This is a genomic window from Lactobacillus kefiranofaciens, from assembly GCF_014656585.1.
GTDB classification, from domain to species: Bacteria; Bacillota; Bacilli; order Lactobacillales; family Lactobacillaceae; genus Lactobacillus; species Lactobacillus kefiranofaciens.
This window is the reverse complement of sequence record NZ_CP061341.1, coordinates 519,117-532,867: the sequence shown is the minus strand read 5'-3', so window position 1 is coordinate 532,867 and position 13,751 is coordinate 519,117. Positions and strand designations below refer to the sequence as shown.

The window sequence follows — 13,751 nt, the reverse complement described above, 5'->3', positions numbered from 1 at the left end:
ACTTTTCAATAGCTGTTTTATTAATGACTTTACTTATTTAATTGGTATTTCACGCATAATTATTCGCCCAGCAACACTTTTGCTCTTCTTAAAACCGGTAACTCTCTGGCCGCAATTAATTTACCAATTTTAGTTTCCGCACATTTTTATATTCTTCTTCGGCATCCCGATAACTCAACCTTAAAGTCGACAAATGAAAATCTTCTATTTCATCCTTAGTTAAATGTTTTTCACCAAAAGAAGTGACTTCGCAAAGATAATAATTATTAATATTATGGCGATGAATCAAATTATAGTAATCACTAACTACGCCAATCTTCGTAATAATTTCAACTTCAGCACCTAATTTTTCCTTGAGCTCTCGCTTAAGCGCAGTCTCTAGATCCTCACTGGCCTCAACACCGCCACCAAAAGTTTCAATTAAAGTTGCCTTACCAAAATTATCATCACGCTTAGCCCTAACAAAATAGAAATCTTGTTGATCATCGACCACAATTGCTCGTACAATTTGGCGATCATGATCAGTATAAGTTAATGGCCATTCAGTATCTGACAATTGAATACTTAATTCCTGCATAGCTAAATCCTCTTTTGCAAAAAAATAAAGCCCAGCAAAAGCTGAGCTTTATTCTAATTGATAATCAAATGATTATTCTTCGTTTAATGATGAACGGTCGAATGATGCATCCTTAAGTTCGTCATCGATGGTCTTAGTACCTAACCAACCGATCATTTCCTTCATAGCATCGGTAATAGCTTCAGTACCTGGAAGGAGTAACTTACGTGGGTCGTAACCCTTGTTAGCCTTGTCAAGGTCCTTGTTAGCTTCGATGTATTCACGAGTAGCCTTTTGGAATGCTAATTGGAATTCAGTGTTAATGTTAACCTTAGCGATACCAAGTGAAATAGCCTTCTTAACTTGGTCTTCAGGAATACCTGAACCACCGTGAAGTACAAGTGGTTCGTTAGGAACAGCTTCAGCAATTTCCTTAAGACGGTCGAAGTTCAAGCCCTTCCAGCCAGCTGGGTAAACACCATGGATGTTACCAATACCACAAGCAAGCTTGTCAACACCAGCAGCAACGAAAGTCTTAGCGTCTTCAACTGATGCTAATTCACCGCCATCGGCACCTTGGTTTTCACCGATCTTACCGATTTCAGCTTCAACTGAAATACCACGTTCATGAGCTAACTTAATAATTTCCTTAGTCTTAGCTAAGTTTTCTTCAGTATCAAGCTTGTGACCATCAAACATAACTGATGAGTAACCAAGTGCGATACATTCCTTAGCTGATTCAAAGTCACCGTGGTCCAAGTTCAAAATAACTGGAACTGAGATGTTCATTGAATCCATTTGGTCAGCTACCATGTCCTTAACGAACTTGTAACCACCCATGTACTTAGCAGCACCAGTTGATACTTGGATCAACAATGGAGTTCTAGTTTCTTCAGCAGCACGTAATTCTGCACGAGTCCATTCCAAGTTGTTAGTGTTGTAAGCACCTACAGCGTAATGGTTCTTACGAGCATCTTTAAAGATTTTATTACCGTTGTCAAAATAAGCCATTAAAAAATACCTCCTAAATATCTTACATGCATATTGTACCCTAATAATTGCTTTATGAACAATTTTTCACAAAATGTAAGCGCTATTTTTTATTTTCCACGTTTTTCATTACATTTCTTTAGGTGCATTTACGCCCAAAAGTCTTAGAGACTCAGTCAATACGATTGAAGTTGCCTCTACCAAAGCAAGACGAGCACCGATTTGATCATCGTCAGTTAAAATTTCCACATTTGCATAGTATTTGTTAAACTTCTTAGCCAAGTCTAAAGCAAATTTAGCAATAACCGATGGTTCAAATTTATCTGCACTTCTAGCAATAATTCTTGGGAAATCAGCTAAATCTTTAGCTACGGCAAATGCCCAATCGTCATCAAGTGCTAAATCATCTTCTGCTGGCTTTTTGCCCATGGCAGCTGCTTTTCTGAGTACACTCTGTGCACGAGCATTGGTGTATTGAACATAAGGACCAGTGTCGCCTTCAAAACGAACGACTTCTTCCAAATTGAAGTCGAAGTTGTCTAACCGGTCATTCTTCAAATCGTGGAAGACAACCGCACCTACACCAACATCATGAGCAACTTGATCTTGATTGGCCAAGTCTGGGTTCTTTTCTTGAATTTGCTTCTTAGCAAGAAAAACCGCATCCTTTAATACTTGATCGAGGAAGACCACATTGCCTTTTCTAGTAGACAACTTCTTACCGCCTTGAGTAATCAAGCCAAATGGTACGTGGTGAATCTCATCGGCCCAGTCATAACCCATCTTCTTAAGAACAGTCTTAAGCTCAACAAAGTGTTGTGCTTGTTCGTTACCAACCACATAGAGCATCTTAACGAAGTCGTATTCCTTCATTCTCCATTCAGCAGCAGCCAGATCACGGGTTAAGTAAATTGAGGTACCATCAGATTTAACGATAATTGCTGGGTTTTCATCAGGTCCCATATCTACAACTTGAGCACCACGAGATTCATGCAGCAAGCCTTTTTCCTTCAATTCATCGATGACCGGTTGCATTTTATCGTTAAAGAAAGCTTCACCACTATAAGAATCAAAGGTTACACCAAGTTCCTTATAAATACGCTTAAAGTCTTTCAGCGAAACTTCACGGAACCACTTCCACAGTTTAACCGCTTCAGGATCACCATCTTCAAGCTTCTTAAACCATTCACGACCTTCATCATCGAGTTCTGGATCTTTTTCAGCTTCCTTATGGAATCTTACATAGTAATGGAATAGGTTCATGATAGGATCTTTTTTAACGTCTTCTTCATTGCCCCAATGCTTGTAAGCAGCAATCAACTTACCAAATTGGGTACCATAATCTCCTAAATAGTTAATCTTAATTGGAGTATAGCCCACTTTTTCCATGGTTTTAGCAATAGAATTACCGATTACGGTTGAACGAAGGTGTCCCATTGACATTGGCTTAGCAATGTTAGGCGAAGACATATCGATTGGTACATTGCCTTCACCTAATTTTTGATCACCATAATGTTTTCCAGCACTCAAAACTTCCTTCAAGGTTGAAGAAACCAATTTCTCATGATCAATTGCAAAGTTAACGTAAGGTCCAACCGCCTTGATGCTAGCAAAATTGTCGCTACTTAAGTTCCCAGCAATGTCTTGAGCAATCATTGCTGGATTCTTGTGCATGGTCTTAGCCAAAATAAATGCTGGGAAGGCATAGTCGCCCATCTTGGCATTCTTAGGACGTTCGATTAAGGCAGCGATTTTTTCTTTTGGTAAATCAACTTGGCTTGCAACTAAATCAACTACTTCGTTTTTAAAGTCCATCTTTTTCCTCTTTTCAAATAAAAAAGCCTCTTCCTACAACTGTAGAAAGAGACGAGCATTAACCCGCGGTACCACTCATATTGATACAAAGTATCCGCTTATTAAAATTCTTTATTTTTGACAGTTAAACACGCCTTCATTATTTCCTAATACCTATCTTCCACCAACATAGATTCGCTTAAAACAGAAAATAATTACTACTTTTAACCACTTAGCACAGATGATTATAACAGGAAAAAATAGGTCTTGCTACTAATTTAATATAAAAACTATTCTCGTTCCGCTTCTTGCATTAATTTTTCCAACTCGGATTTACTAAAATCAGCACCATAATCTGTGATTAACTTGGACATAATCCAAGCATCAGACTGATTTATTTCCCGAAATCTTTTGACAAATTTTTTGACACCTATTCTTTGAGCTTCAAGTTTGCCTTCTGCCCGACCTTCTACTCTACCTTCCGCTTTTCCTTCTTTTCTAGCCTCTGCTCTTTCATCAGCTAATAGCATATCTAAACTCATCTTGGCTTCCCTCCATTCTGGACTTCTAATGTAATCTAACCGCTCTTGATCGATTTTTTTGATAAAGCTACTGCTGCTTTCAGTCAACCCATGCTTAATGTAATCTAGAAATTCCTTTAATTCCGGTGTAATCTTACCTTTGTAACCATTGGCATTAATTGAAATCCAATGTGTTTTTGTATTTGCATAGGAATCAGGGTTGCCTTTATCTAGCAGCGTTACGCTTTCATAGATATATTTCCCCTCACCAAATGGATCAAACGGGTAAATAAAAATAATGTAAGTTTCTCTGATTTGTTCAAAACTTTCACCCGACTTCAAAGAATCCTGATCCGCTACGGATTGATAATATCGAAAGCGCACGCCAGCACATTTTTGTTTACTGGTTTGCATCTCAACATCAAAGATTTCTCCTTGCTTGTCTTTTGCCCAGAGATCCATGATCACATTTCTTCCCCACAATTTCTTGTTCAATTGCTTTTGCGGCGTAACTTCAACTTCAGTTATACCCCGCTCCGGAAGAATACTGCGCAACAAATGCAGACAATTTTCTGGTTTGCTAAAAACATGGCCGAAAATAGGATCACGAGTAATTGTTAGATTATGGTTTTCATTTCGTACCATAATTATACCGTCCTTTACATAATTTGAAGTGAAAAAAGCACTCCTACTATTTATTACGTAAAAAAGACGATTTTCTCGTGAGAAATTTAAGAAATTAATCTTATCAGCAAAAAAACGCTACTCTTAATCTGAGCAGCGATCTTCTATTTATCTTTAATTACTACCTTAGTACCATTAGGAATATTATTCATGATCCAGCGAGAATCTGGCACGCTCAAGCGAATACAGCCATGTGAACCTTGCGTTTGGCCAAGTTTCTTAGCCTCTTTCAGATTATATGTACCATCACCCTTAGTTGGCACGGAGTGGAAAAGATACACGTTATCAGGGCTCCAGCTAGTCCAGTTATTGGCGCCCTCACCTAAATTATAATTGAAGAAACTATCTCCGCGACCGCCTTGAATGGTGTACTTACCAGTTGGTGTTAAAGATTTACCTTTTTTGTAAATGCCACCCGTAGACAGCATGGTGTAAATAACCTTGCCTTTTCTTAGCAAATAAGTACGGTTGCCTTTCAGCGAAACACGCAAAGTTAAATCGGTTTCATTAGGGTTGATCTTAGGATGCTTCTTAGTTTCGCTCTTCTTTTTCCAAGTGCCAGCCTTTCTTAGATCCTTAGGATCTTTATAAGGACGATAAATTGCTGCATTAATCTTCTTGGCCTTCTTGTGATGAGTCTTCTTATTCTTGCTTTGAGTAGCCACCGATGATGCTGGGGTAGGATCAGTCTGCGGCGCACAAGCCTTAGCCAAACCGATAATTGCACCAAAGGAAACGATAATACATGCTACTCCAATAATGATATTTCTTTTCATAAATATGTTAATCTTCTTTTTTAAATCTTAATTCAAACAATATTTCGCGTCATTCGAAACATTTGCTAAAAAAACATCCCTATCGGGATGTATTTTATTACAACTAAGATTTTAACATGTTTAGCTAAGTTCTGAATACTTTTTCATTAATTTTGGTAATACCTTAGCAATTTCTGTTGGTCTAACTACATAATGATCCTGATAAAGCAGATCACCAGCTAGTGAATGCATATATACTGCCGCCAGAACAGTTTCAGTACTAGGGCCAAATTGCGCTACAAAACCACCAATAATGCCTGCGAGCGTGTCACCCATACCGCCTGTTGCCATTCCAGGATTACCAATTGGATTAACGAAAATTTGTCCTGTACCATCATAAACATGCGTATGATTAGACTTCAGCACTAACATCGCGTTGCTATCAGGAATTAATTGATTAAGCGCCGCGATATTAGCACTGTCTGTTTGAAATGGAATTCTGATTTGACTAAGACGTTGCCACTCCATCTGATGTGGGGTCAGAACTAGATGTCCCGCGTTAGCTGGCAATAAGGTCTTGTCCTCACTGATTAAATCGAGCGCGCTAGCATCTAAAACTACCGTCTGCTTTTCACTACAACAACGCCGCAGGATGACCATAATTTGCTTAGCTAAATCACTCATCCCCAGGCCTGGGCCACAAACAATGACGTCCATTTTTTTGATTAAATCAGCTAGTTGCGCGTCATGCCAGTCTAAAAACATTGCTTCAGGTAAACGAGCATGAAGAGCTGTCAAGTTCATTGGATGCGTAGCCGTAGCTACTAAACCAGCACCAGCATTAACCGCTCCTTCAGTTGACATAATAATTGCGCCGCCATAATTTTCACTGCCACCGATTAACAAAATTCGGCCATACTTACCCTTATAACTATCGCTTTTTCTTTTTACAATAACTTTTTTTAATAAATCTTCAGTGATTTCCGTCATTTATTATCTGCCTCCGAAAATCCAGCGCCAGATTCTAACGAAGATATTGACCTTGCCATTGGCACCCAAGGCCTTGGCTGGTACATTCATCCCATTTGAATTGGTTATTGAAACAATCTTCTCATTGCCAGACTTCAATTGATAGTCGCCGATCACTTGATTTTTAGCAATCGGAGCTTCAACCGCCTTTTTATTCAAACTAGCAACCAAAGTCTTGCCATCTGCTGGATCCCAAATAGTAGTCTTATTCTTCAAACCCAAATTAGTAGCAGCATTGTCACCATCAGTAACCTTGATTGACTTGGCGCCATTTAGTTGACTGCCAGCATTCATAGTTACTGGACGGTATTGAGTGAAGATATAATTCATTAACTTTTTAGTTTGAATAAAGCGTGAAGGATCCGTCCCATCTTGATGACGTGCACCCATTACTACAGTAATTAAGCGGGCACCACTATGCTTAATAGTGCCGATAAAGCAGGCACCAGCCGCATCAGTTGTACCGGTTTTCAAACCGTCTACTGGATATGCTTGATCATATTGTGAAAGGCCCTTTAACATCCAATTAAAATTAGCCATCTTGGTTGTCTTACCCTGATCTTTAAAATCCAAGTGAGCCAATTTAGTAGTATCTAAGACTTCTGGAAAATCCTTGATCAAGTTCTGACCTACAATCGCCATATCCTTGGCTGACATAGTATTCTCAGCGTTTTTATTAATGCCAGGATATGCATCTTTACCTAAATTACCATTTGGCAAACCACAAGCCGTATAAATCTTAGCATCTTCAATGCCCCATTTTTTAACCTGCGCGCGCATTTGATTAATAAAGGCCTTCTGTGAGCCGGCAATTGTCTGCCCCAATAACATAGCCGCACCATTGGCTGACTCGATCAGAGTAGCTTGATAGAGCTGTTTAATCGTGTATGAATGCCCCATCTTCAGTGGCACATTAGAATATTCAGCATTATTAGCCACCTTAACAATCGGTGCAGTTGGCTTTACTTTTTTATTCCAAGAGATTTTTTTATTCTTAATTGCATTTAAAGTAAGATATACCGTTGCCAATTTAGTCATTGAGGCAATTGGCAAAGTCTTATCTGCATTCTTGGCATATAAAATCTGTCCAGAATCACTATCAATTGCAATTGCTGATTTCACGGCCAGATTGACTTGATCTGCTTGATAGCTATTAGCCGCATCAGCGGATACTGGCAATGAAAAAGCGGTACTACACGAAACTAATGAAATAAGAGCAACGAAACTAATCAAAGCTCGCTTTATTTTTTTACTAAAAACCATGAAATTCCATCCTTTTTTAAATAATAAGATATTTATGCTTACATTTTACCAAATATTTGGTATTATTATTCATGTACGAATTAAAAAAGCCCGCTTGGCGGAATTGGCAGACGCGCAGCGTTCAGGTCGCTGTTCAGGTGACTGAGTGAAGGTTCGAATCCTTTAGCGGGCATAAGGGTAAGTCTAGCAGGGATGCTAGACTTTTTTTGAATAGCAATTAGGCTTTTTACATATGCAAAAAGCCAACTGAAAGCTGGCTTAAATGATCAACCATGTTGATATAAATCAAACTTAGGATCTACTGCTAAGATATAGAATATATTTTCATTTATCTTACCAATCACTCTTTCCTTTTTACTTAACTGAAACTTGAAAGCACTAAAACTAGCCGGATCCATATTGGATCTGGCTTTTTGTCTCTTAAATTAGTTTTTAAGCTGTCCGCAGCTGCTGCTTTTGCATGAAAACCGGCAATAACTTAATAAAGTTGTCTAATATTTGTTCCACTGTGGCGGAGATCTCTGCTTTTACTTCTTTAAGAGCGGTAAGCAGGTAGACCAATGCCTCTTCAAAGGCTAAATCAGGCAGCGCTTCATTCATTAAATAGAATAAATCGCCTAAGGTTCGATCATCGATACTCTGTCTTTCTTGCCAAGCCAACAGATCATAAGTTAGAGCTGTCACGGCAATGTAGCCGCATTGCCCGTCATAGCTTTGAATCTGTGATTTGTTTAAGGCTAAGTATTGCTTAGCTGCTTTAAAATAAGTTTCGATCTGCCATCTGCGGCCATAGAGCTGAATGATTTCCTGTGGATGCAGCTTGTATTGCGTAGTTGCCAGTACTAAATATTTTCCTTTACTGCCGCGTTTTGGCGGCAGCCAAACGTTCATACAGGCCTTTGACATCATAAAGGCGGCCGCGGTAACGATAATAAACTTTCTTGGTATGCTTAAGCATGCCTACGCTGTCTAACCCTAATTGTTTCAGCTGCCAGAACATTTTAGGTGAAGAGAACCAGCTGTCGAATAAGACGTATTCAGCCGGTATGCCCAGCGCGACAGCCTGCTTAAGCAGCTCCACCGTGACAGCGTTCATTGGTCTTTGAGCCTGGGTTCTTCTACGACCGGCAATTGAGCGCTGATCAGTAGTAACAGGCTGATTGCCAATCATATTCTCTTTTTTCTTAGTTGACATCAAAGCAAAATTAACCGGCAAGAAGGTATTGCCATCGCTCCAGCCAACAGTTAGACCACGATAGCCGGTTAAAAATTCATGCTTGTCATGATCATAGACTTTAGCCAATAATTCGGTCTTCTTAGAACAAGAACGAGCCATTAGCGTGTCATCAACGATTAAAGCCAATCTTCTACGTCGATCAATTACCGGTTTCAAAACAGAAATCAGTTTGACAGCAGCCAAACAGACCAGCTTCTGCCAGTTGATGCGGCCATCATTAAGCACATTTCTGCCAGTTTTAGCAGTAAAATTCTTGGCGCGCTGACAGCGGTTAAGCGACTTTCGCGCAAATCTAGCCTTGATCATCCAGGTAATAACCATTAACAGGCTAACCAGGGAATGTCGTCTAAAATTTACTTTTTTGCTTAGCCCAGCTAGACCAATTAGTTTAACAAAAGCAGAAATTAAGGATTCAGTGTCCTTTTCTTGGTTAAATTGCGTTATACTTTTCATTGCGTAGGATCTCCTTTACTTTGGATTTGATACTTAAAGTATAACGTGGAGAAATCCTGCGTTTTTATTTTTACGCAAAAAAGACTAGAAACCATGCGGAAAGAGCGTGATTTCTAGCTTTCAAGTTTCAGTCATTAACTAAAATATAAATTACTAAAACATACTTTACTAAATTATACTTGAACAAATATTACACCAAAAAAGAACGATGACATCTAAGTGACATCATCGTTCTCTTATTAATCATGTATATGAAACTTAACTAAAACGCGTTCAATTCTGCTACCTAAGACTTTTTGCGCTAGATCCATCTTGAGCGTGGCAATTCCATAGAAGATCACGCCCACGCCAACCGACAAGATTACTAAAATCAACGCCGTGATTCTGTGGTCGGGATTAAGAAACTTGCCTAAGCCCATTTCAACTAGTTTAACGATCAGGAACATCCCGATTGAGAAGGCAGTAATCCCCACCAGTCTACGACTAGTCCGGTTCAGATTAAAGGCATACTGCACTTCAAGATGCTTCAATGATAAAAGTACAACTACCAATAAGCCTAAATTGGTTGCTACCAGCGGTCCGTAAATCTTAAACAGAAAGATCATCGGGAATTGCAAGATTCCTTTCAGAATTAAACCTAAGACTAAATACTTAATCGCTAAGCCATTCTCGGATAAACCTTGCAAAATCGCCATTAAGACCGTGAACAAGCCTAAGCTGATCGCGGTAAAAGCAGACAAGTATAAGATATTGCTACCTAATGGATCTGTACCATAAAACACGGTGTAGATCGGCTTACTGATTGCAGCCATTCCAAAGGATGCCGGAATCATGACGAACAAGAATAAGTCCATCGTATTGGCAATCTGCTTGGAAATACTCTTATAGTCGCCTCTAGTATGAGCCGCTGACAGTAACGGAATCGCTGTAACTGCCATCGCACTCGCCAGAGACACAATAATCATGATCAGCTTGTTGGCATTAAGGCCAAACAAGGCATACCAATCTTCAATCGTATCTGAACTAGCATGAACCAGGCTTGCAATCATTGGGTGGAAGGTATATTGATCAACCAGTGAGAACAAGGTAATTCCGGAATCAATAATGATGAAAGGAACCGCCTGTTCCACAATTTCCAAAAACAGATCCGTCGTGGAAACTTTCAATCGATTATTCGAATGTGCCACGAGGCTATCCAGCTGCTTTCTTCTAGAAAACAAGAACCAGATTAACAAGCCAATGCCAAACAGTGCCCCAATGGCTGCCGCCAGGTTGGATTGAATAACTGCATGCACATACGAGCCATGCTGCATTTGCATAATGACAAAAGCAGTCAACAGCATCCAGACTACTCGGGCAAACTGTTCGACAAACTGCGACATTGCGCTCGGCATCATATCGGCATAACCTTGGAAATAACCTCGCATGATACTCAAAATCGGAATAATCAAGATCGCATAGGACAAACTACGCATAACCGCGATCTGCCTTGGGTCGCTTTGACTACCATTCGACGCGAGCAGTGGCGAGGCAAAATACATGATCGCGGCTGAGACTACGCCTAGAATCGCCATCAAAATTAGACCCTTATGAAACAACTTGCGCCCGATGCCATATTCATTCAAAGCATTGTACTTCGCTACCTGCTTAGCGATCGCACCCGGAATACCTGCTGTCGAGATTAGGATAAAAATCGTGTAGATATTATAGCTACGCGCGGTCAAGGCATTGGCAATGTTGCCGTACTGGCCCATCCAGGCATACCATGGAATGATATACAAGGCACCCAGAATTCTTGAGGCAATCGAGCCAAAGGTCATCCAGGCCGAACCTTTTAGAAAAGTTTTTTGTGGATCTCTACTATCTAAGTTATTTTCTTCCATCAATTTTTCCTAAATCAAAAAGTATTAACTCATCAATTGTCACGCATTTTAAACCCGAAAGTTTAAAATTATTGTTCTTTTAGGAAAAACTTAACTTATTTAGCAACGATGTTAACGATCTTGTTTGGTACGACAATAACTTTCTTAATGTCCTTGCCTGCCAAGAACTTTTTAACGTGTTCGATTGCCAAAGCTTGCTTTTGCACGGCGTCACGATCTGCGTCCTTAGGTGCTTGGAACTTGCCCCGCAGCTTGCCGTTAACTTGAACCATAATTTCAACAGTTGATTCAACTAACTTAGCTGGATCGTAAGTTGGCCACTTAGCATAAGTGATTGATTCATCATGACCAAAGACTTGCCAGATTTCTTCCATCATGTGTGGTGCTACTGGAGCCAAAAGCTTGACGAAGCCTTCTGCGTATTCGCGTGGAATGCTCTTAGCCTTTTGTGCGGCGTTAATGAAGACCATCATTTGACTGATAGCAGTGTTGAAGTGCAATGCGTCAAAGTCTTCGGTAACCTTCTTAACCGTTTCGGCATAAACCTTATCAAGTTCGCCATCGTTCTTGTCGACGATTCTTTCTTGTGGAATTGCCTTTAAGTCAAGGTCGTTGACGAACAAGCGCCATACACGGTCCAAGAACTTCTTAGTTGAAGCTGGACCATTGTCGTCCCAGTCGATTGAGGCATCAAGTGGGCCCATGAACATTTCGTACATTCTGAGTGAGTCTGCACCGTATTCATCGATGACGTCATCTGGGTTAACGACGTTGCCCTTAGACTTAGACATCTTTTCGTGGTTCTTCAAGATCAATCCTTGGTTGTACAAACGTTGGAATGGTTCCTTGGTTGGAACAACACCCAAGTCGTAAAGTACCTTGTGCCAGAATCTTGCATAAAGCAGGTGTCTTACGGCATGTTCTGCACCACCGATGTAAAGGTCAACTGGAAGCCATTGCTTAAGCAAGTCGTAGTCAGCTAATTCCTTATCGTTGTGTGGATCAACATAACGCAAGTAATACCAGCTTGAACCAGCCCAGTTAGGCATGGTGTTAGTTTCACGCTTACCCTTGCGACCATTTTCATCAACAACATTTACCCAGTCAGTCAAGTTAGCTAATGGACTTTCTGGCGTACCGGATGGCTTAATGTCGGTTGCGTGTGGTAAACGAAGTGGCAATTGATCTTCTGGTACAAGTGAAGTGGTGCCATCTTCCCAGTGGATAACTGGAATTGGTTCACCCCAGTAACGTTGACGGGAGAAGTCCCAGTCACGCAGCTTGTAGTTAACTTTCTTCTTGCCGCAGTTATGGTCTTCGAGCCAGTCAACCATCTTCTTCTTGGCATCCTTGATGTTCAAGCCGTCCAAGAATTCAGAATTGATGTGTGGACCATCTTCAGTAAAGGCGGCCTTAGAGATATCGCCACCCTTTAATACTGGGTTAATTGGCAAACCAAACTTAGTAGCAAAAGCGTAGTCACGATCATCGTGGGCAGGAACGGCCATTACCGCACCAGTACCGTAGCTAGCTAAAACGTAATCTGAAATCCAGATTGGTACTTCCTTGCCGTTAACTGGGTTGATTGCGTAAGCACCAGTGAAGACACCGGTCTTATCCTTGTTCAAATCAGTTCTTTCAAGGTCTGACTTGGATTCGATCTTCTTAATGTAAGCATTGACTTCGTCTCTATGACCATCAGTGGTAATTTCTTGCACCAACTTGTTTTCTGGAGCCAAAACAGTGTATGAGCAGCCAAACAAGGTGTCAGGACGAGTAGTAAAGATATCAAAAGTCTTGTCGCTGCCCTTAATCTTGAAGGTCACTTGTGCACCAACTGAACGACCGATCCAGTTGCGCTGCATTTCCTTAACTGGTTCTGGCCAGTCCAAACTGTCGAGGTCTTCCAATAAACGATCTGCATAAGCAGTCATCTTAAGCATCCATTGACGCATGTTCTTGCGGTAAACTGGGTAGCCGCCGCGTTCGGTCTTGCCGTCGATAACTTCTTCGTTAGCAACAACAGTACCTAAGTCTGGTGACCAGTTAACAGGAACTTCGGCTTCATAAGCTAAGCCGTTTTCATACATTTGTTCAAAAACCCATTGAGTCCACTTATAGTAGTTAGGATCAGAGGTAGTAATTTCACGGTCCCAATCATATGAAAAGCCAAGTTTGTTCAATTGTTCCTTGAAGTTGGCAATGTTTTGCTTAGTAACAACGGCTGGATCCATACCAGTCTTTAATGCGTATTGTTCAGTTGGCAAACCAAATGCATCCCAACCCATTGGGTGCAATACATTGTAGCCTTGCGCACGTTTCATTCTTGAAACGATATCGGTTGCGGTGTAACCTTCTGGGTGACCTACGTGCAATCCCTTACCAGATGGGAATGGAAACATGTCCAATGCGTAGTAATTCTTCTTCTTGGGATCGGTACCTGTCTTGAAGGTATCATGCTTTGCCCAATAATCTTGCCATTTCTTTTCAACGACTTTGTGGTTATACAAATTTTTTCTCCTTTACAAAATAAAAAGCCCTATGACTATAAAAATCATAGGACGAATCATCGCGGTACCACCTAAG

Annotated in this window: 8 protein-coding genes, 1 tRNA gene and 2 pseudogenes; 1 reads left to right on the top strand and 10 read right to left on the bottom strand. The window is 40.5% G+C overall.

Going from position 1 to position 13,751, the window contains the following annotated elements:
* Nucleotides 1-59 precede the first annotated feature (59 nt).
* The 7 genes and pseudogenes from ICI50_RS02795 to ICI50_RS02765 form a co-directional block, all read right to left on the bottom strand.
* A pseudogene (locus tag ICI50_RS02795) lies at nucleotides 60-577 on the bottom strand (NUDIX domain-containing protein).
* 72 nt (nucleotides 578-649) lie between these two features.
* Entirely contained in the window at nucleotides 650-1,567 is a 918-nt protein-coding gene (locus tag ICI50_RS02790; RefSeq protein ID WP_188891900.1) for a class II fructose-bisphosphate aldolase, read from the bottom strand.
* Nucleotides 1,568-1,675: 108 nt separating this feature from the next.
* Nucleotides 1,676-3,361, bottom strand: coding sequence for an arginine--tRNA ligase (gene argS / locus ICI50_RS02785; RefSeq protein WP_188891898.1), 1,686 nt, complete (start codon nucleotides 3,359-3,361; stop codon nucleotides 1,676-1,678).
* Between the two features lie 269 nt (nucleotides 3,362-3,630).
* On the bottom strand, nucleotides 3,631-4,506 hold the full coding sequence (locus ICI50_RS02780; protein ID WP_210767450.1) for an Rpn family recombination-promoting nuclease/putative transposase: 876 nt from the start codon (nucleotides 4,504-4,506) through the stop codon (nucleotides 3,631-3,633).
* 143 nt (nucleotides 4,507-4,649) lie between these two features.
* The gene (locus ICI50_RS02775) at nucleotides 4,650-5,321 is read right to left on the bottom strand and encodes a L,D-transpeptidase (RefSeq protein ID WP_188891896.1); all 672 of its coding nucleotides are present in this window, start codon (nucleotides 5,319-5,321) and stop codon (nucleotides 4,650-4,652) included.
* A gap of 120 nt (nucleotides 5,322-5,441) precedes the next feature.
* A complete protein-coding gene (locus ICI50_RS02770; protein WP_013853689.1) occupies nucleotides 5,442-6,290 on the bottom strand; it encodes an NAD(P)H-hydrate dehydratase in 849 nt (282 codons plus the stop codon).
* Between the two features lie 3 nt (nucleotides 6,291-6,293).
* Complete coding sequence (locus tag ICI50_RS02765; RefSeq protein WP_188891894.1) at nucleotides 6,294-7,592, bottom strand: serine hydrolase; 1,299 nt, start codon at nucleotides 7,590-7,592, stop codon at nucleotides 6,294-6,296.
* An 88-nt stretch (nucleotides 7,593-7,680) separates the two neighbouring features.
* Between ICI50_RS02765 and ICI50_RS02760 the strand changes: the two genes are divergently transcribed.
* A tRNA-Leu gene (locus ICI50_RS02760) sits at nucleotides 7,681-7,764 on the top strand.
* A 260-nt stretch (nucleotides 7,765-8,024) separates the two neighbouring features.
* Here the strand turns inward: ICI50_RS02760 and ICI50_RS02755 are convergent.
* From ICI50_RS02755 to leuS, 3 genes and pseudogenes are all read right to left on the bottom strand, one after another.
* Nucleotides 8,025-9,282 (bottom strand): annotated as a pseudogene (locus tag ICI50_RS02755) (IS4 family transposase).
* 239 nt (nucleotides 9,283-9,521) lie between these two features.
* Nucleotides 9,522-11,168 carry a putative polysaccharide biosynthesis protein gene (locus tag ICI50_RS02750; protein ID WP_188891892.1) on the bottom strand — a complete coding sequence of 549 codons (1,647 nt, stop codon included), beginning with the start codon at nucleotides 11,166-11,168 and terminating at the stop codon, nucleotides 9,522-9,524.
* 92 nt (nucleotides 11,169-11,260) lie between these two features.
* A complete protein-coding gene (gene leuS / locus ICI50_RS02745; RefSeq protein WP_013853660.1) occupies nucleotides 11,261-13,675 on the bottom strand; it encodes a leucine--tRNA ligase in 2,415 nt (804 codons plus the stop codon).
* Nucleotides 13,676-13,751: the final 76 nt, after the last annotated feature.